This window comes from Ferruginibacter paludis, from assembly GCF_030409685.1.
Classification (GTDB): Bacteria; Bacteroidota; Bacteroidia; order Chitinophagales; family Chitinophagaceae; genus Ferruginibacter; species Ferruginibacter paludis.
The window spans coordinates 168381-186560 of record NZ_JAUFQJ010000002.1 but is presented as its reverse complement, the minus strand read 5'-3'; the positions used below and the strand labels follow the sequence as shown (position 1 = coordinate 186560).

The 18180-nt window shown below is 40.4% G+C and carries 19 protein-coding genes; 12 read left to right on the top strand and 7 right to left on the bottom strand.

Annotated elements, in window-relative coordinates; all coding sequences use genetic code 11:
* Position 1 precedes the first annotated feature (1 nt).
* A complete protein-coding gene (locus QWZ08_RS02810; protein ID WP_290335681.1) occupies positions 2 to 799 on the bottom strand; it encodes an energy transducer TonB in 798 nt (265 codons plus the stop codon).
* Positions 800 to 936: 137 nt separating this feature from the next.
* On the opposite strand from QWZ08_RS02810, the gene QWZ08_RS02805 reads away from it, so the two are divergent.
* The 5 genes from QWZ08_RS02805 to QWZ08_RS02785 all read left to right on the top strand — a co-directional run bounded on the left by QWZ08_RS02805 (position 937) and on the right by QWZ08_RS02785 (position 6642).
* Positions 937 to 1401 (top strand): low molecular weight protein-tyrosine-phosphatase, encoded by a 465-nt coding sequence (locus QWZ08_RS02805; RefSeq protein WP_290335680.1) that lies wholly within the window; start codon positions 937 to 939, stop codon positions 1399 to 1401.
* A 147-nt stretch (positions 1402 to 1548) separates the two neighbouring features.
* A complete protein-coding gene (gene hisS / locus QWZ08_RS02800) occupies positions 1549 to 2913 on the top strand; it encodes a histidine--tRNA ligase (protein ID WP_290335679.1) in 1365 nt (454 codons plus the stop codon).
* Between the two features lie 48 nt (positions 2914 to 2961).
* Positions 2962 to 4647 carry a DUF4836 family protein gene (locus QWZ08_RS02795; RefSeq protein ID WP_290335678.1) on the top strand — a complete coding sequence of 562 codons (1686 nt, stop codon included), beginning with the start codon at positions 2962 to 2964 and terminating at the stop codon, positions 4645 to 4647.
* 59 nt (positions 4648 to 4706) lie between these two features.
* Positions 4707 to 5348, top strand: a complete 642-nt coding sequence (locus tag QWZ08_RS02790) for an ATP-binding cassette domain-containing protein (RefSeq protein WP_290335677.1) — start codon at positions 4707 to 4709, stop codon at positions 5346 to 5348.
* Between the two features lie 109 nt (positions 5349 to 5457).
* Positions 5458 to 6642 (top strand): hypothetical protein, encoded by a 1185-nt coding sequence (locus tag QWZ08_RS02785; protein ID WP_290335676.1) that lies wholly within the window; start codon positions 5458 to 5460, stop codon positions 6640 to 6642.
* A gap of 29 nt (positions 6643 to 6671) precedes the next feature.
* Here the strand turns inward: QWZ08_RS02785 and QWZ08_RS02780 are convergent, their stop codons facing one another.
* Both QWZ08_RS02780 and QWZ08_RS02775 read right to left on the bottom strand, forming a co-directional pair.
* Positions 6672 to 7502 carry a glycerophosphodiester phosphodiesterase gene (locus tag QWZ08_RS02780; RefSeq protein WP_290335675.1) on the bottom strand — a complete coding sequence of 277 codons (831 nt, stop codon included), beginning with the start codon at positions 7500 to 7502 and terminating at the stop codon, positions 6672 to 6674.
* 95 nt (positions 7503 to 7597) lie between these two features.
* Positions 7598 to 7768 carry a hypothetical protein gene (locus tag QWZ08_RS02775; RefSeq protein WP_290335674.1) on the bottom strand — a complete coding sequence of 57 codons (171 nt, stop codon included), beginning with the start codon at positions 7766 to 7768 and terminating at the stop codon, positions 7598 to 7600.
* A gap of 166 nt (positions 7769 to 7934) precedes the next feature.
* Between QWZ08_RS02775 and QWZ08_RS02770 the strand changes: the two genes are divergently transcribed.
* From QWZ08_RS02770 to QWZ08_RS02755, 4 genes are all read left to right on the top strand, one after another.
* A complete protein-coding gene (locus QWZ08_RS02770; protein WP_290335673.1) occupies positions 7935 to 8474 on the top strand; it encodes a GNAT family N-acetyltransferase in 540 nt (179 codons plus the stop codon).
* A gap of 197 nt (positions 8475 to 8671) precedes the next feature.
* Positions 8672 to 9103, top strand: a complete 432-nt coding sequence (locus QWZ08_RS02765; protein ID WP_290335672.1) for a phosphodiester glycosidase family protein — start codon at positions 8672 to 8674, stop codon at positions 9101 to 9103.
* 250 nt (positions 9104 to 9353) lie between these two features.
* Positions 9354 to 9812 carry a GyrI-like domain-containing protein gene (locus QWZ08_RS02760; RefSeq protein WP_290335671.1) on the top strand — a complete coding sequence of 153 codons (459 nt, stop codon included), beginning with the start codon at positions 9354 to 9356 and terminating at the stop codon, positions 9810 to 9812.
* Positions 9813 to 9867: 55 nt separating this feature from the next.
* Positions 9868 to 11061, top strand: a complete 1194-nt coding sequence (locus QWZ08_RS02755; protein ID WP_290335670.1) for an MFS transporter — start codon at positions 9868 to 9870, stop codon at positions 11059 to 11061.
* Between the two features lie 172 nt (positions 11062 to 11233).
* Here QWZ08_RS02755 and QWZ08_RS02750 read toward each other — a convergent pair whose 3' ends face one another.
* Complete coding sequence (locus QWZ08_RS02750) at positions 11234 to 11686, bottom strand: YqgE/AlgH family protein (RefSeq protein ID WP_290335669.1); 453 nt, start codon at positions 11684 to 11686, stop codon at positions 11234 to 11236.
* A gap of 173 nt (positions 11687 to 11859) precedes the next feature.
* Here QWZ08_RS02750 and QWZ08_RS02745 point away from each other — a divergent pair, with 173 nt between their 5' ends.
* Together QWZ08_RS02745 and QWZ08_RS02740 are read left to right on the top strand one after the other, a co-directional pair.
* On the top strand, positions 11860 to 12474 hold the full coding sequence (locus QWZ08_RS02745) for an HD domain-containing protein (RefSeq protein ID WP_290335668.1): 615 nt from the start codon (positions 11860 to 11862) through the stop codon (positions 12472 to 12474).
* Between the two features lie 191 nt (positions 12475 to 12665).
* On the top strand, positions 12666 to 13208 hold the full coding sequence (locus QWZ08_RS02740; RefSeq protein WP_290335667.1) for a TlpA family protein disulfide reductase: 543 nt from the start codon (positions 12666 to 12668) through the stop codon (positions 13206 to 13208).
* Between the two features lie 73 nt (positions 13209 to 13281).
* Here QWZ08_RS02740 and QWZ08_RS02735 read toward each other — a convergent pair whose 3' ends face one another.
* A complete protein-coding gene (locus QWZ08_RS02735; RefSeq protein ID WP_290335666.1) occupies positions 13282 to 14535 on the bottom strand; it encodes an acyltransferase family protein in 1254 nt (417 codons plus the stop codon).
* A gap of 15 nt (positions 14536 to 14550) precedes the next feature.
* Positions 14551 to 15564 (bottom strand): amidohydrolase family protein, encoded by a 1014-nt coding sequence (locus QWZ08_RS02730; RefSeq protein WP_290335665.1) that lies wholly within the window; start codon positions 15562 to 15564, stop codon positions 14551 to 14553.
* 422 nt (positions 15565 to 15986) lie between these two features.
* On the opposite strand from QWZ08_RS02730, the gene QWZ08_RS02725 reads away from it, so the two are divergent.
* Positions 15987 to 17153, top strand: coding sequence for a tetratricopeptide repeat protein (locus tag QWZ08_RS02725; protein WP_290335663.1), 1167 nt, complete (start codon positions 15987 to 15989; stop codon positions 17151 to 17153).
* A 7-nt stretch (positions 17154 to 17160) separates the two neighbouring features.
* Here the strand turns inward: QWZ08_RS02725 and QWZ08_RS02720 are convergent, their stop codons facing one another.
* On the bottom strand, positions 17161 to 18165 hold the full coding sequence (locus QWZ08_RS02720) for a LysM peptidoglycan-binding domain-containing protein (RefSeq protein WP_290335661.1): 1005 nt from the start codon (positions 18163 to 18165) through the stop codon (positions 17161 to 17163).
* Between the last annotated feature and the right edge of the window lie 15 nt (positions 18166 to 18180).

Below are 18180 nucleotides of genomic sequence, written 5' to 3'. Positions count from 1 at the left end.
ATTAGTCCGCAGGTACAAACTTTATCGGAATGGTAAAATTCACTGCTACGTTTTCTCCTTTTGCTTTACCGGGAACCCAATCGGGCATTTTTTTCAACACCCTTATTACTTCCCTGTTAAAAATGTCCCCACCATCTTTTACAACAGCAAACCGCTGTAGCTTGCCATCAAACCCTACCACAAAGCTTACATTTACACTCACCATTTCCCCTTCTTCCATTTCTTTAGGATTAACCAGGTTATGTTCTAAAAATTTGCGCAAGGCGTCAATACCGCCTGGGTAAGAAGGTTGTACTTCGGGATGATCAACTGGAATTGTTTTATCTGCTACAGGTATTGCCACAGTGGCCGCTTCACCTGTTCCTTCTGGAGCGGAAGGTGCTACAGGAGTGTGTGCTGCCGGATCACCTGTAACATTTACACTGCTTATTCTGTCTTCCGGTGTAATTTCAGATAGTGTATCTGTCTTAACATTATTTGCAACAATTGTTGGGGGCATTAATTTCTTTTGCGGTGCTACAGGTTGTTTTGGTTTTGGTAACTCCTTTGGAGGCTTCACATCTTCTTTGATTTGAGTTATTGTAGTCACAAGCATTTCGGGTATCGCTGCACCCCCGTGTTTCCTGTCAGGGATAAAAGTAAAAGCACATAAAAAAGTAGCTACGCCAAGTGTAATACCGATTGACTTAAACAGCCGGTGGTTATAAAACTTGCGCAGGGTATAGGCGCCATAAAGCTTATTTCTTTTGTCAAAAATAATGTCCAAAACATCCGTTTGCATGATAGTTTCGCTGTTCATTGTTGTTGGTTTTGATGTGATAGAAAAAAATTCAAAACCGGCGCCGTTTAAACTAAGATGCTGCCTGTCATCAATTCCATAATGCCACCAGCAACACCAGTAACTCTTATCTAAAAACCAAGCAACTATATTTGCGCATGAAAATTTTGATGGTATGTCTTGGTAATATTTGCCGCAGCCCCCTCGCTGAAGGAATATTATTACAAAAAATCAAAACAGCGGGATTGGATTGGTTTGTTGACAGCGCTGGTACTAACGGCTTTCATGTAAATGAAGCGCCCCATTATCTTTCGCAACGGGTAGCAAAAAGAAGAGGCATTGATATCAGCAAACAATTGTGCCGCGGCTTTGTGCCGGAAGACTTTGCCCGCTTTGATAAAATTTATGCAATGGCTGCTGATGTGTTGGAGGAAATGAAAAAAATCAGCGGTGATAAATACGAAGCTGGAAAAGCAGACCTGTTGCTAAATGTAGTGCACCCCGGACAAAATCTTGAAGTGCCCGACCCATGGTATGGGCCTGAAGCTGGTTACGAGGAAGTGTTCGTCCTGATAGATGAAGCCTGCAATGAGCTTGTTAAAACTAACAGCATCAAAAAGTAATGCTAATGCCATTGTTGCAAAGAATTTGCGGTGCCATCGCATTATGAAGATCTGGTACGCACAACTTTGCTTCAACAGGTTAACCGGCCACTCCATATTTTTCAACTATTTTTGCCACCCGTAAAAAATATATAATTTTAACCCATCATGGCCAAACCTTCTATCCCCCAGGGCACCCGGGATTTTTCAGCAGACACTGTTCGCAAACGCAATTATATTTTCAACACCATCCGCAATGTATTTGAACTATATGGGTTTGAACCATTGGAAACACCTGCAATGGAAAACCTGGATACACTCATGGGCAAGTATGGTGAAGAAGGAGATAAACTAATTTTTAAAATTCTAAATAACGGCATCAGCGACCCGAAAAATATTGATAAATCAAAAGCTGGTTTTGAAAAAGTATTGGAAGGAAAAAGCAGCAGTGACCTTACTGAACGGGCACTGAAGTACGACCTTACCATTCCCTTTGCGAGACATGTGGCGATGAATCACGGACGCCTTACTTTTCCCTACAGGCGCTACCAGATACAGCCGGTATGGCGTGCAGACCGGCCGCAAAAGGGCCGCTACCGGGAGTTTACGCAATGCGATGCGGATGTGGTGGGCAGTACTGCTTTAATAAATGAAGTAGAACTCTGTAATATTTACAATGAAGTTTTTAACAGGCTGGGCTTGTGGGATTATGAATTAAAAATTAACAGCCGCAAAATTTTAACCGCCCTGGCTACACTTTGTGGCGGTGCATCCAAACTAACCGATATTACTGTTGCCATTGATAAATTAGATAAAATTGGTTTAGACAGGGTAAAAGAAGAATTAAAAGAACGGGAGCTCAGTGAAAAGCAGATTGCCATCATTGAAAAATACCTTTTAATAAACGGCAGCAATGAAGAAAAGCTGGCACAGATAACGGCACTGATCGGACATATTGAAACTGGAAAAAAAGGGATTGAAGAAATTGAATTGATATATCAGCAGTCACCGAATATTAAATTACATATTGATTTTACGCTTGCAAGAGGACTGAATTATTACACGGGAATTATCCTTGAAGCAAAGGCGCCCCCCGAAGTTAAAATGGGTAGCATAGGTGGGGGCGGCAGGTACGACGATTTAACCGGCTTGTTTGATGTGCCGGGTATTGCCGGTGTTGGTATCAGCTTTGGCGTTGACAGAATTTACGATGTGCTGGAAGAACTGCAGTTGTTTCCTGAAGCTGTACAATCCGGAACCAAAGCCATTTTTTTTAACATGGGTGAAACAGAAAGCAAGTTTGCATTTACCATTATGCAGCAACTACGGGCCAAAAATGTTTCATGCGAAATGTACCATGAGTTTGCAAAAGTCAGTAAGCAGTTTAGCTACGCAGAGAAAAAGAAAATACAATACGCAGTGATTATTGGGAGTAAGGAAATTGAACAAAAATATTGTTTGGTGAAAGATCTTTCAACAGGTTTACAGCAAGTAGTGCTTTTTGATAAGTTATTTACTTACTTTAACAAATAAAAAAGGTTACTAATAATAGATTTCCGCACTAATTAAAAAACAAACCATATGCAAATACATTTTCGCAATCTGCTGCTTGGATCTGCCATTTTATCACTGGCTTCCTGCAGCAAGCCAAACACCCAGGGTAAGCTGATACCAAAAGAAGCTGCTATTGTAATACAGGTTGATGGTAAATCCCTTTCATCAAAGTTATCCTGGGATGAAATAAAACAGAACCCGGTTTTTGCTGAAGCGTCCAAAGACAGTACAGTACCAGCCGGCATGAAAGTAATTTTAAACAATCCTGACAGTGCTGGGATTGACACCAAAACCGATCTGCTGTTTTTCGCATTACAGGATAGCATCGGTGGCTATGTTGCTTTTGAAGGCACCATCAAAGATGAAGATCAGTTTAAAAACTTTATTAAAACATTTGCTGCTGATGGCAGCGAAAATGAAGCCGACGGAATTAAATTCATCAGCAAAACGCCATTTTGTGCAGGTTATACAAAAGACAAATTTGTGTATTTGTTTGATGCACCGCAAATGTCCCAGATGGATGCCTTGTCAAGAAGAATGCAGCGGGATTCCATTGATATTACGCCTTCAAAACCAAGGGATATTTTTAGCACCTGCAAAGCATTATTTGCTTTATCTGAAAGCAACAGCCTTGCAAAAAACGACAAGTTTACTGCCTTGCTGAAAGAAAACGGGGACATGCATTTTTGGATGAATACTGAACAACTTACCAAAAGCGCTATGAACAATCCGATGATGGCCATGGCTAACCTGGATAAACTGTACAAAGGTAGCTTAACCACAGGCACTCTAAACTTTGAAAACGGCAAAATTAACGTTGATGTAAAAAGCTATGTTGGAGATGAACTGGGAAAATTGTACAAGAAATACGGCGATGGAAAAGTAAGTGAAGATATGCTGAAACGTATGCCGGGAAAAGATATCATCGGCCTGATGGCCATTGCCTATAAACCTGAAGGTATAAAAGAACTGCTTAAATTATTGGGCGTGGATGGTATTGCCAATATGGGCCTTAGCAATGTTGGTTTTACCATGGATGATTTTATTAAAGCCAATAAAGGCGACCTGGTGCTGGGACTCTCTGACCTATCAATGAAGAAAGACAGCGCAGCAGGCGAAATGGGATATGTAAGCGAAAAGCCTGACTTCAATTTTATTTTTGCCACTTCAATTGGTGATAAGGATGCCTTTAACAAGCTCATCAATGCAGGAAAGAAATTGGGCGAAAAAGGATTGCCGGCAGATAGCAAAGCACCTTTTGCTTACAGCGATAATGGTTCTTATTTCGCCATTGCCAATAGCAAAGAAAATGCGGATAAATTTCTTTCTGCTACCAACCCCAATGTTGATTTTATCAATAAAATAAATGGCCAGGCATTTGGTGGTTATCTTAATATTCACCTGCTTTTAAAAGCGTTTGAAAAAGAAGCTACCAAAGATAGCAGCGCCAGTGCAGTGTATGATGCTTCTTTAAAATTGTGGGATAACCTGTTGTTTAAAGGCGGCGATTTTAAAGATGGTGCCATCGCCCAAACCGTTGAGGTAAACCTGGTTGATAAAACAACCAACAGTCTTAAACAATTAAATCAATACGCTGCTAAATTGGGCGAAATTTATAAAGCGAGAAAGGCAAAAGAAAAAGCATCTTCAATGGCTATGGATGCAACCATTCCCATTGAAGATGTAGCAGCGCCACCAGCTTCAAAAAAATAGTTTTTCTTCATTACGGCTGCCAATTCAATTATGGATTGGCAGCTTTATTATATTCCCATATGCAAATTTCCCTGCAGCAGGTTGTTCCCGATTTTTTTGAAACTGGCAAAGCCAATGGTTCCCAGTTGTGGAACCAGGACATTGCTTTTTCAACCGGTGAAAACGTTCACATCATAGCACCAAGCGGCAGTGGCAAAACATCTTTCATCCACTTTTTATATGGGTTAAGAAAAGATTACAGCGGTAACATTTTATATGATAACAACAACATTAAAAATTACGATGCCGAAAAATTTGCTACGTGGCGGCAACAAAACATCAGCATCATTTTTCAGGACCTGCGTTTGTTTACACAGCAAACCGTATCACAAAACCTGGAAATAAAAAGATTGCTGGCGCCTTATCATAGAGAAAGCAGGATAACCGCTATGGCAAATCGTTTGGGTATAGAAGGCAAACTGACTAAATTATGCAGCACCTGCAGTTATGGCGAGCAGCAACGCATCGCGATAATTCGTGCATTACAACAGCCATTTGATTTTTTATTGCTGGATGAACCCTTTAGTCACCTGGACGAAAACAACCGGCAGAAGGCAATGGAACTGATGCAGGAAGAAGCCACCGAAAGAAAGGCCGCCATCATTTTAACCGACTTAAAAAAAATAGATTATTTTAAGGCTGAACGATTACTTTATCTGTGAGGTGAAAGTATTTAGCAGAAAGTCGCAGGTAATAAGTGTTAAGTACTGAGTATTTAGAAGGCGCTGCGACTTACCATTATCAATTATCCATTAATTAATTATCCATTCAATGGAACTCTCTTATAAAAATATTGCTCCTTTCTTAACTGCCGGTCAAAATAAAGTGAGCCGCTGGCTGAGTTATTTGGGGCTTGGTGTTGGGGTTTTGTTGTTGCTGAGTTCGGTTCAGATGTATACCAACATCAATCATTTGATAAGAGATAAAAATACCCGTAAAAATGGCACTGACTTTATCTCTATTACTAAGACCATCACCAACGAAAATATGGGCAGGGATAACCGTTTTACGGATGCGGATATAAAAGAATTGCAGCGCCAGCCCTTCATTGAAGATGCAGCCCCTTTAAAAGCGAATGCCTTTAAAGTAAGTGCCAATGCAGGTAATATGATACCCTTTAGCACAGATGTTTTTGTGGAAGGGCTTAACACTAATTTTATTGACACCGTACCTGATAATTTTAAATGGAACGAAGGCGATGAATTTGTACCCGTTATTTTTTCGACTGATTTTTTGGAGATGTACAATGTATTTGCCCCGAGTTGGGACCTGCCACAGATGTCTGAAAAAACAGCTTCTTCTGTACAATTATTTTTGCTGTGTCATGGTAGAAACGGCGACCGCCAGTACAAGGCCAGGATCGTTGCCTTCAGCGACCGCATCAACAGCATATTGGTTCCTGAAAATTTTTTAGCACAGCAAAACAAAGTGCTGGAAGGCGTTGACAATATTCCGGCCTCACGTGTGTTTTTAAAAACCAGGGACGCTAATAATCCGCAATTGCTGAGCTATCTCGCCGGTAAAGACTACCACATAAATAAAGACAAAACGAAATTTGGTCGTGTGAAAGGTGTGCTGCAGGCCGTTGTAAGCGGACTGGCGGGCTTCGGTGTATTGGTTATTTTACTGGCGCTGGTATTGTTTTCGTTTTACTTACAACTAATGATTGCCAGGAGTAAAGACAACCTGCAATTGTTGCTCACACTGGGTTATAGTCCAAGCTGGCTTAGTAAAACAGTAGCAAAAAAATGGATCCCGGTTTATGTGAGCATTATTGTAGCAGCATTGCTGGCCACGCAATTACTGCACCTGGGCTTTCAGCATTTCGTTACTCCCGCCCGTGGGGAATTGCCCATCATGATCGACTGGACTGTATTGGTAATTGCTGTATTGCTGCTGGGTTTGTCTGTCGCCATCAATTACCGTCTGGTAAAAAAATCGCTGACAGAATTATAGCAAACCACTTTACAGAATGATGATGTTTGCTACCTGATTCCCTTCTTAATCAAAAACTGAATTAACTCCTTTGGATGATCTGATTGCAAGCCTGCCAAACCAAGCTTGAGCGCTGCATTCCATTGATCAGGTCCTTCTTCTTTTGACTGTACATCTGCCCAGATGGGAATGTGCTTTTGGGTAGCCGCGGCGACTGTTTCAGCATTGTATTCGGTATAATCTCCGTCGAGTATATCAACATCAAATGTGTGCAGCACCTCATTCATTTCGGCTGTTGTTTTTACTGCTTTTGGCAAGCTGATCATCAACGGCATATTGGGAGCGATGGTTCCCCATTCTTCAAACTGGTGTGGTTCGTTGATGTACACCACAATATGATTTTCCATTCCGGCATCGATAATTTCTTGATACGCCTGCGCAACAGAAGCTTCTTTAAAATCGAGGTAGATATTTATTTTTCCCTTGCACAATTGCAGCACTTCTTTAAAGGTTGGAATGGTGTGCACGCCCCACTCAGGGTGCAATGGTTCCCTTACTTTAATTTTACGCAGTGAGTCAAGAGTAAAGTTTTTTATTTCCCCCTGCCGGGCTGTCATGTGGTCAATCGTTGCATTGTGCATAATTACCAGCTGACTGTCTTTGGTAGTACGTAAATCTATCTCTACAAAATCAGCACCGTCTTCAATGGTGTTTTGATAAGCAGCCAATGTATTTTCAGGTGCCTTTGTATGATCGCCGCGATGCGCTATAACAATGGTTTTATGTTTGGCTGCAGGTAGAGGCGTAACCTGCGCCATGCCTGCAACCGAATGTAGGAAGGTAAAAGCGACAGTAAAAAAGAAAGAAGGATGGATAACCATGGGACTATTTTAGTGGCTAAAAATAGCCAAAAGCTGTAACAACCAGCATCAACTTCCGTTATGTTTTTGTTATAGCACTTGTCTGACTACGCTCTTCATTTTACGAGCTTATCAATTTCATCATCCCTTTTTTCATCCTGTGATATGGGGAAATCATTATTCATCTGATCTTCGAAAATCTTTTCATCTTTTTTGTTCCGAACTACCAGGAAAATAATCAAGGCAATAACTGCAATTCCAAAAAAAATGATAAATGGCCAGTTCATATTTTTTAATATTTTATTAAAGTTAGCCCTATTATAAAGCGCCGTACATTAAGTTTATATTACCTCTTACTCCGGTGATAATACAGTAGCAAAAGATTACATGCCATCAAATAACAATTCATTTTATGGTATTAACTGTTTAAAAAATCTGCTAATTTCGCTGCCTATGTTTACATTTTCAAACCCACACATCAGCATTGCAACGCATGCTGATATTAATGCCATTACCGGTTTATTAAACAGTGCTTACCGGGGCGAAAGCTCCAAACAGGGTTGGACAACAGAAGCAAATTTAATCGGTGGTAATATTCGTACAAATGAGGAAACCCTGCAACAGGTAATGGATTCTGCCGGCAGCGTAATTTTAAAATATTTGGATACTGATCAGCACATTGTAGGTTGTGTAAATCTGCAGCAAAAAAAATATAAAATTTACCTGGGCATGTTTTCGGTATCCCCGCAGCTGCAGGGATTTGGCATTGGCAAGCAGTTGTTGAAAGCAGCAGAAGAATATGCTGTTCATTTAAATGCTCCCGCTATTTTTATGCAGGTGATAACCCAGCGCACAGAATTGATCGATTGGTACAAGCGGTATGGCTACCAGGAAACCGGCGAAAGAATTCCTTTTAACGAAGATGGCTTAACGGGCAAGCATTTGCAACCGCTGGAGTTTATGGTGCTGGAGAAAATTATGCAATTAGCATAAAACAAGCTTCCCTCCTATCGTCCAAGCCATTGTTTGAAGTCATTTAGCCGTTCCCTGCTCACAATTGTTTCAGCAGTTGTTGTTGGGGCTATTGCCAGTTTTAATCTTCCGCCCAGTTAGGTATGTACCTTTTTTATGTACAAACCTGATCGTTCGCCGCAGGGACTTTTATTGAAAAGCAAAAAGTATTATTTGCTTTGGGCACAGCAAATTGTAATGGCAATTTTTATCTGCAACCAAATGGTGTATTTTATCTTTCTACAGATAACATTGCAGTTATTTGCAAAACGCAAGTTTTTAAAAACAATGGTAAAATTAAATACGCCACACAATCAGGTCCAATGCTGGTTTACGATGGTCGGATCAATAAAGTTTTCAAAGCTGGCTCAGGCAACATAAACATCCGCAATGGAGTTGGCATCCTGCCTGGCAATAAAGTAATTTTTGCAATGTCTAAAAGCGAAATTAATTTTTATGACTTCGCAAACTATTTTAAAAACCCCGGTTGTAAAGATGCGTTGTACCTTGATGGTCTTGTGTCGAGAGTTTATTTACCCGAAAAACAATGGCTGCAAACAGATGGCAATTTTGGTATTATCATCGGAGTTACAACAATCCGATACCGTTAGCATGGCGCAATTTTAAACAACATCTTGCACAGGAAAGGCAATTTTTGCAACACATAAAAACCCTTAATTTTAAATTCATTGCAGTAGTACATATTTTATTGTTAGGCCGGAAATTTTGGAAATGGCGCATCCTTTAACATGACCGACAATCGAAGTGCCGAATCCATAAATAAAAAAGTCAAAACCTGCTGACATATCGTTGTCACAAACCATATTTAGCTTTGTGACTTATCAAATTAAACTACATAACATGAACAATGAGATAATCAAGCAATTCAATATAATTGGCATTGCAATTCGGACTACCAACGACAACGGTCAGTCAAGCCTGGATATTCCTTCGCTTTGGAATAAATTTATGGGAGAAGGCATGGTTGCTTTGATTCCGGATAAAATAAACAACACCATTTATTGCGTTTATACCGACTACGAAAAAGACCATACCAAACCATACACAACCATTTTGGGTTGCAGTGTCTCTACATTAAATAACGTTCCAGAAGGGATGGTTGGTAAAACCATTGAGGAAGGTGCTTATATAAAATATACAGCTAAAGGAAATATTTTACAGGGTATGGTTTTTAATGAATGGGTAAAAATCTGGAATTCGGATATCGACAGGAAATATACAGCGGACTTTGAAGTGTATGGCGAAAAGGCAAAGAACCCCGAAGATGCTGAAGTTGATATATTTATTGCGGTTAAATAAACGATCACACTGGTCTTGACTTCACATGTATGCCGTCAACAAAAAAATATAAATATTGAAAGCCATCACCAAAACAGTATGGATCTTATCACTGGTAAGTTTATTTACTGACACGGCCAGCGAAATGTTGTATCCCGTAATGCCCATCTATTTAAAAACGATTGGATTTTCGATTGTATTGATCGGCATACTGGAAGGTTTTGCAGAGGCCATAGCAGGACTAAGCAAAGGCTACTTTGGCAAGCTCTCCGACAACAGCGGTAAGCGAACGCCGTTTGTACAAGCTGGCTATGCGCTCAGCGCTATCTCAAAACCATTGCTGGCATTTTCCGTTTTGCCTGTCTGGGTTTTCATTTGCCGTACTATTGACCGTACAGGCAAGGGCATTCGTACAGGTGCAAGGGACGCGGTATTATCAGACGAAGCCACACCGGAAACAAAGGGCAAAATATTTGGCTTCCATCGTTCTATGGACACGCTGGGCGCTGTGCTGGGCCCTCTGTCTGCATTGATTTATTTGCATTACCATCCGCAAAATTACCGGGCACTTTTTTACATTGCGTTTATTCCTGGCCTGCTTGCAGTATCAGCTTCTTTTTTACTGCAACAGAAAAATAAGTCCTCCAAAACTGTTGTAAACAAAACTTCCTTTTTTGATTTCCTCCATTACTGGAAAACAAGCCCGGCTTTATACCGGAAGTTGGCAGGCGGCCTGCTGGCATTTACCCTGTTCAACAGTTCGGATGTTTTTTTATTATTAAAAGCAAAACAATCCGGCCTTGACGACACTGCTGTAATTGGAATTTATATTTTTTATAACCTGGTGTATGCTTTGTGCGCTTTTCCGATAGGAATGCTGGCTGATAAAATAGGATTAAAAACAATTTTTATTGCAGGCCTGCTGATTTTTGCTGCGGTGTATTTTGGCATGAGTGTCACCAATAATTTTTATCTTTTTGCCGCCTTGTTTTTTTTATATGGGTTATACGCCGCTGCAACAGAGGGCATTTCAAAAGCATGGATCAGCAATATTGCCGACAAAAAAGATACCGCTACCGCCATCGGAACCTTTGCAGGATTTCAAAGTATTTGTACCATGCTGGCCAGTTCCCTGGCAGGCCTTATCTGGTTTCAGTTTGGTGCAGGCGCCACTTTTATTGTAACTGGTATCGCTACGGTATTAATTGTAGTCTATTTCATCATTGCTGTTCCATTACCTGAAAATAAGCAGCAAAGCTTGTCTAAATAATATTGTTTTATGGAAAGTAAATGGCAGCCAATAGCTGCATTTTACAGAAGTCATACAGGAAGAAAGATTTCAAGCAGGAAACAATATCGGAAAAATTAATGGCTGGATAACTATCAATTCTATTTACCGTATTTGCACATTGGGTCAGGATTAATTCACGTTTAAAGACAGGTTAGAATATTTTTTCTATATCAGCATTCCCGACTATCCAACTTCCTTCTTCCACTTCGTCTTCCAGCTGATTAAAATCCCAGCCGCAATAGCCCACAAAAATTTTTATTTCATGTTGCAGAACTGACCGGTCGTTCACGTGAGCAACCGCCTGCTGAAAATTGCCACCGAAGTAAATGGTATCAGTAACAGGCGTTCCACCCCTGATTATATCCGGCCGGCGGTGGATAAAAAAAAGATGCTCCCTGTCCATGGGACCGCCATCATACAACGGAAACGGCAGGCTGTCTTTAAATTCTTCCAGTTCGTTTAATGTTCTGCCAAATAATTTATTTACAACAAAACCTGTTGCTCCTTTTTCGTTGTATTCAGTTATAAAAATAGTGACTTTATCAAAGTTTGGATCATCCAGGGATGATGTGTCTGTTAATACAATTCCAGCCTTAATTTGCATGATAAAGCAGCGTTAAAATGTTGAAATGAATAGTTTAAAATTAAGCATTATAAATTAAAATTGTTAAGATCAAATTAAGCAGCTGTGATTGTGATTGCAAGAAATTTAAGATGACAATGTAATTTAAACCGTTAAATAATTAACTTGTTGAGATGCCTGTAACCAAAGATCGTATGCTCAAACAAACTTTCATTCAACTGGTGTCTGGATACGCCGGCAACAATCAGCTGTCAACGGAACTATGGAATGAAATTGAAATAAGCTATTCAGGTAAAAAAAGATTTTACCATACACTGACTCACCTGGAAAATTTGTTAATCCAGTTACTGGAGGTGAAAAACAATATACAACATTGGGATACCGTTCTTTTTACATTGTACTACCACGACTGTGTTTACAATGCGTTACAATCTGATAACGAAGAAAAGAGTGCAGGGCTTGCTGAGCAACGGATGACACAGATGATTATTCCTGCCGAAATAATTGCAGCTTGCAAAGCACAAATTTTAGCTACCAAAAAACATCTTGACAATACAGATACCGACACCAACTATTTTACAGATGCAGACCTCTCTATCTTAGGAACCGACTGGGATACGTATTCAGCTTACTTTAAAAACGTACGAAAAGAATATGCCATTTATCCTGATGTTATTTACAACCCGGGAAGACGAAAAGTGCTGAAACATTTTTTAGCAATGGTACGCATTTTTAAAACAGATTACTTCTACACAAAATTTGAGCGACAGGCGAAAGAAAATTTGCAAAGAGAACTCTCGCTTTTTTAATATGTTTGAAGAAATATTTATTGGGATACAAAGAGATTTTAACTGCTACAGTCATAGACCACTCCATATTACCCTAATGAAAATTGAATCCACACTTCATCAGTATATTTAAAAGACATTTAATAGTAAAGAACCAATGGACTATTTTTAGGATGGATAAATATCACTTCCAAACTATTTTAAACAACCCGATGAAGCCATATTTTGTACTTATTTTTTTATTGATAAGTCTGATCACTTATGGTCAGCAGCAGCAAATTGATTTTGATTCGCTGGTGAGTGCCAGGCAAAAAGAAAGCATTGGCAAACCATTTCCTTTATTTAAAGCGTTATTGCACAACAAGACGTTTACCAATCAGGATATAACTGGTAAAGTAGTATTTATAAATTTTTGGTTTGCCAACTGCCCGCCCTGTATCGCGGAACTGGATGCATTGAATGAGTTGTATAAAAAGTTGAAGACAAATAAGCAATTTGAATTTGTCTCCTTTACGTACGAATCGCCCAAAACAATTCAGGTCTTGGCAAAGAAATACCACATGCAATATAAGATCATGTCTGTAACGCAGCAGGAATGTTACCGGCTGAATCAAAACAATGCCTTCCCCACCAGTATCGTTCTGGATAAAAATGGCATGATACAATTCATCTCCTTCGGTGGAAAGACTGATAAAGCCGCGGCAAAAAAAATGGTACTGACAGAATATTATCAGCAGGTGTTGAAACAGTTGTAGCCAACCAGTGGCTTGCTATCATTTATAACAACAAAAAACGCCCGGTAATTCCACCGGGCTTTTTAAAACAGACCTAAATTTTTATAAAAATCTTTTTCTTATACATCCAGTTTAAAATAAGCCATAGAAAAAATAACACGAGTATTCCGTTAACCAGCGTCGCATAAGGTGCTCCAAAAATATGGTCATAGTCCGCACCTAAATGTATGTGCAGTGAGTTGGAGATCAGCGAGCGGATACCACCATCGGCCATTACGTAGGCCGCAATAGAATTGGCTCCAATCACCATTAAAAAATAAGCCCATTTTCTTTTTTGTGCTACATCTACCACCCCATAAAAAAAGGCCAGGAATAAACAGCAAACACCACCACTAAAAATAGTCCAGGCCGGTGTCCAGATTCGTTTTACAATTGGGTTGATCCCCGTAAAATGCAGCACGGCACCGAGTAGCAGTAAACCGGCGCCCATTGTAACAAAAAATTTAATTTTCTGCTGTTGTGTGGTCGTGTCATCTTTTAATGCCCGTCCTGCAAACAGGCCCAGCAGCATGGTGCCCAGCGTGGGTATAAAACTAAGCGTGGCATAACCGCCACCATTATTTAAAAATGGTTTTTCCCGTGGAAAAAGATTTAAGAACCATTGATCAAAAGCCCAGGCAAGATTGGTGTTTTTATTCCAGTGTGCCGCAAACCCGTGAAGGTTGTGTTCCCAATTGGCTTCGGTACCAGCAGCAGCATAATCAAAACCAGCACCGGGCAACGGGTACAAGGCAAATGCCAGCCAGTAACCAAACAAAATCACAATCAGTGCAATGAGTTGAATACGGGGTTTACAATAGGAGATTAACACTAAAAATGTATAGCCCATGCCTATCTGTGTCAGCGTATCTTCAAAAGTAAAATTGGTTTGGGTGCTCCACATAGAGCGTAAAAATATCCCGAGGCATATCAGTATGAGCGACCGCTTGATGGTATGCAAAATAATATTGTTGAAAGAAGCGCCTTTACTTTTCCGGCCGGCGATGGAATAGGGTAATACTACGCCTACTAAAAAAGTAAATGAAGGCTGGATCATATCGTGCAGCGAAAGCCAGGTCCACTCCACATGGCTTTGGTTGAAGGCAAGAAAGCCCCAGAACGAACTATCCGGAAGTGCCTTTGATACGGATTCAAGAGAAAGTACTTCTCCCATCATCAGCAACATTACAAAGCCGCGGTAAACATCCACCGAAGCAATTCTGCTGACAGGCATTGGCGGATTAACTGCTGCTGCCGGAACATTTTTTTCTGCAGCAGTCTGCGGTTCAGCTTGAAAAGGTTGGCTCATAAAGTATTGTTGGTTTTATTTTTTTGAATGGTTCAATATTTTTCTGCCATTGCCGCTGTATATTTTTTTAAGCGTGGCATTGTTTAATGACAAACCATATAAAGCCCAGTGATAACTGAATAACTGGTGATCGTAAAAATGTTCATCGGCAGATTCTAAAATACGAAAAGTTGTCTGATACATGCTTTTATCAAAACCCATATCTGTACCGTACACAATTTTATCCGCATACTTTTCAAAAAAAGCTTTTGTATATCTTGGTATGGGCGAAAACTCACCAAACCTGGCGGCGATGTCTGCATACAGGTTGGGATAGGTATCAAACAATTTTCCCAGCATGCTTAAGTCGGCGTTGGTGTTGGCCAGGTGACAGGCAATAAAAGTGGTGGCAGGATTATTCTTTACCGCATTCTCCAGCGTCTTTACCAGTTGATCATGTGTTAAAATGCCAGGCTTGTTCATATCCACTTTCCAGGTGGCCGCGTTCATCAATCCATCATTGGTTGAGTCGGGTTTTTCATACATCCACTGGTCTTCGGCTACATGTATACTCACGGGCATATGCAATTCAGCACATTTTTCCAGCAAAGGTTTCATCGCCGGATCATCCATGTGCAAACCGTATCCCGGTGTGGGCATGGAGTATAATTCACCCAAACCTTTGTCCCCCAGTTCGCCTACGCCCCTGGCGCCTTTTTGATGGCATCTTTCCAGTTCCGCGAGTGCATGCTTTTGCCAGCCGGGTATTTCATGACCTGTATAATCAAAACCACACCATACTTCAAAGCGGTCTTTGTAAGGAGCATATTTATCTACCAGCGAATCAAATCTTGCGCCGGTTGAATAAGTAAGGATCAATGTTTTTTCGATGTTCATTTCATCCATTCTCTTTACCCACACCTCAACATCAGCGTCAGTTTTAGGATAATCATGCGAATGAAAATCAATCACCGGGTATTTGGCTTTAGCGATGGAGGTTTGGGGTATTTTATAAATTGAAACCGGCCGAAAGCTGCTAAGCGTAATCACATCGGCAGATTGGCAAAAACCATGGCTGCATATAATCTGTACCGCAAGCAATAAACAAAGGCGTATTGAAAATGACAGGCACATAACAGTTGATTGTGGTTGAAATGAAGTGCGGCAGGTGCAGAGCTGCTTGCCTTACCAATATAACACACAATACTATTTAAAAATGCTACAAACGTTTGCGCAATAAATGAGTGACCTGTTATAATCTGAACGCTTGAAAAGTGTAAAGTATAATAAGTAGTGGTCAAACAAATGCTGGTGCTGATTTTGAACAAAAAATGTTATCTGCTAAAAAAGAAAATAAATGCCGCTTTTATTTTTCAATCCTTTTATGGAAAAAAAAGATAACTACGTCTGACATAAAATAAAAAACACTTTAAATAATATTTGTATTTTTCTATCACAACAATTCGTTCTTTATGAAAAAAATAGCCTTCAGCTTATTCATCCTGCCATTGTTTTCCTTTGCTGCATTTGCTCAATCAGCTGCTGCTGATAAAAATAAAGTGATGGACTTTTTTCAAAATCAGCAATTTGATGAAGCTGTCAGTTATTTAACCCCGGCTATTGCAGCAGATGCTAAAAATATACAGCTTCTTGGCTACTTAGGCTACGCCCATTACATGAACGATAATACAAGGGAGGCCGAAAATGTTTACAGGCAAATTGTACTCATCGACCCCGATAATATTGCTGCACTGCAATACCTGGCACTGATTACTAAAAATGACAGTCCGAATGAAGCCCTGCAATATACCCGCCGCCTTATTCTGCTGCAGCCAGCCAAAGCAGTTTATTACCGCAGTATGGGCGAGCTATTTAAAAGAAAAGATGTGCAGGATTCTGCTTTTGTTTATTTCAGCAAGGCTTATTCGCTGGCGCCGAAAGATTATAAAAATGGCGTTGGCCTGGCGGATGTGTTACTTGACAGAAAAGAATATACCCGTGCCGATAGTGTGACAGAAGCAGGGCTGGAACAGGATTCCGTCAATCTCTCTTTTTTAAAACTGCGCATTCGTTCTGCTTACAATGCGGACGATTTTCAAAGTCTTCGGATACCGGGGGAACAAATTATCCGCATGGGAGAATCACCGCTTACTGCGCTTACTCAGGTATTGATTGGCTATTACAATCTTAAACTGTATTCCGATTGCATCCGGGTTTGTGAATACCTGAATGATAAAGGTTACATGGTTGACAATGTTATTTATTATGAAGCAAAAGCCTGGGCCAAATTAAAAGACTATGATAAGAGCAATGCGTTGCTAAGGGTATGTGTGAACCTTTCCATTTCAAAATCAGCGGAGATGTATTATTATAACCTTGCTTTAAATTATGAATCGCTGAAGCAATATGCAAAAGCAATTAACCAGTATGATACGGCGTATTATCTTTTTAAAAATCCGGTGATGAATTACAATTGCGGCCGCATTGCGGAAGCACATTTGCATAACATACAGCAGGCACAAAAATATTACCTGCGGTATATTGCTGAAGCAAAACCTACGGAAGCAGACGAAGTAAAAGCGTATGCCTATGTAAAAGAAAGATGGGGTAAAAAGAAAACGACTGCCGCAAAAAAATGATCGTTCGCTATTTGGAATAATTCAGCGTACAATCAAATTTAGTTTCGCCCAAACCCAGTTCCTGCGCTGCCGCATTGCTGATGCGAATGATCAGCCCGCTGTTCTGTTTGATATCCGGAATTACATCCAGCACTTTTGCGTAGATGGATTTACCGGTACTGCTGCTGGTAACCTTTATAATAGTGCCAGGTGCGGCGGTGTTGTGCAAACAATAATATTTTCCATCCTGCCAGCCGCTATTGCTCCTAAACACAGCGCCTGTGCCACTTTCACTTACCGGATTGGGCTTGGCCTGTTTATCAAAATTGGCTTTAAAACTACCTCCATTGAAATTTTTACCGGCCACTACCACTGGCTGCGTAACGGGTTCTGCTTCCTTTACGGCCGGCGGCAGATCTTTCTTTACAGTTGGCGGTGTAGCAACAGGTTCCTTTACAATAACAGCTTCTTTTTTAACCGGCTCAGGAGCCTTTACAACTGGTGCTTCTGTTTTTGTAACAGCAGGTGCGGTCACGGCCAGGTCGGCCGGTTTGTTTTTAGCCATCGGTGATAGTGCAGACAACGAAGGTTTCACTTTTAAATAGCCTATAATTAAATGTGTTCCATTGGCCACGGCATCGCTCTTAATATTGTTCCATTGTTTTAAATTGTCCAGCGCTACTTTGGCATTGGTGGCTATGCGATATAATCCTTCTTTATCTTTTACAATATGATATACGGGCACCAGCACTTCATCCGAAGGTGCATTGCCCGATTGTAAAAAATTAACATCGGTCAACGGCACTTTTATCACCTGGTTGAGGCTAAGACCTTTTTCCAGCGCAAGGTTATTAAATGGGGCAATTTCTTTAGGGCTGATATTGTACATTCTGCCAATGCTGTAATAATTTTCCTTTGATTTTACAGTATGGGTAAGGTATAAATTGGGAGAAGCTCCTTCAACCACCAATGGTGCATTTTGCGCCAGCAGGGTCAAAGGCAGACAAAATAACAATATTAATAAACGCTTCATCAGATATAAATTTTC